At 67.4% G+C, this 936-nt stretch carries 2 pseudogenes; both read right to left on the reverse strand.

Annotated features, from left to right (window positions below):
* Nucleotides 1-289, reverse strand: a pseudogene (locus ABD999_RS43775) (2-oxoacid:ferredoxin oxidoreductase subunit beta); the annotation flags it as partial.
* Nucleotides 282-936: pseudogene (locus ABD999_RS43780) on the reverse strand (2-oxoacid:acceptor oxidoreductase subunit alpha); the annotation flags it as partial. The pseudogenes ABD999_RS43780 and ABD999_RS43775, both read right to left, overlap by 8 nt.

Here is a 936-nt window from a genome sequence, read left to right on the forward strand (position 1 = left end):
CTGCCAGCCCGGTGGCGATCGCGGGGGCGCGGCCGTGGATGGAGTGCACGCCGTAGGTGTTGAGGTAGTACGGGAACCTGGAGGAGCAGCCGATCCCGGAGACGAACACGATGTTCTCGCGCTTGAGTCCGAGTTCGGGCAGGAAGCTCTGGACGGCGGCCAGGATGGCGTAGTCGCCGCAGCCCGGGCACCAGCGCACTTCCTGGTCGGACTTGAAGTCCTTCAGGGTCTGCTTGGCGTCGGTCTTGGGCACCAGAGACAGGCCCTTGCCGTTGATCAGTTCAGTCACTGTCGATCACGTCCTGGATCACTCCGGCCAGTTCCTCGGCCTTGAACGGAAGCCCGCGCACCCGGTTGTAGCTGATGACGTCGACCAGGAACCGGGCCCGCAGCAGCAACGCCAGCTGACCCAGGTTGATCTCCGGCAGCAACACCTTGTCGTAGTGCTTGAGCACCTCACCGATGTTGGCCGGCAGCGGGTTCAGATGCCGCAGATGCGCCTGGGCCACCTTCCCGCCCGCCGCCCGCACCCGCCGCACCCCAGCGGCGATCGCCCCGTAGGTGGAACCCCACCCGAGCACCAGCACCCGCGCGTCCCCATCCGGGTCGTCCACGGCCACGTCCGGCACGTCGATGCCGGCCACCTTGGCCGCACGCAACCGCACCATCCGGTCATGATTGTCCGGATCGTAGGAGATGTTGCCCGTGCCGTCGGCCTTCTCGATACCACCGATACGGTGCTCCAACCCCGGCGTGCCCGGGATCGCCCACGGCCGCGCCAGAGTCTCCGGATCCCGCTGGAACGGCAAGAACGCCCCGTCCTCGCCGTTCGGCTCGGTCGTGAACGGCACACTGATGTCCGGCAGCGCGGACACCTCCGGCAGCCGCCACGGCTCCGACCCGTTGGCCAGATACCCATCCGACAACAACATCACC

It is taken from the genome of Nonomuraea ferruginea (genome assembly GCF_039540635.1).
Classification (GTDB): domain Bacteria; phylum Actinomycetota; class Actinomycetes; order Streptosporangiales; family Streptosporangiaceae; genus Nonomuraea; species Nonomuraea ferruginea.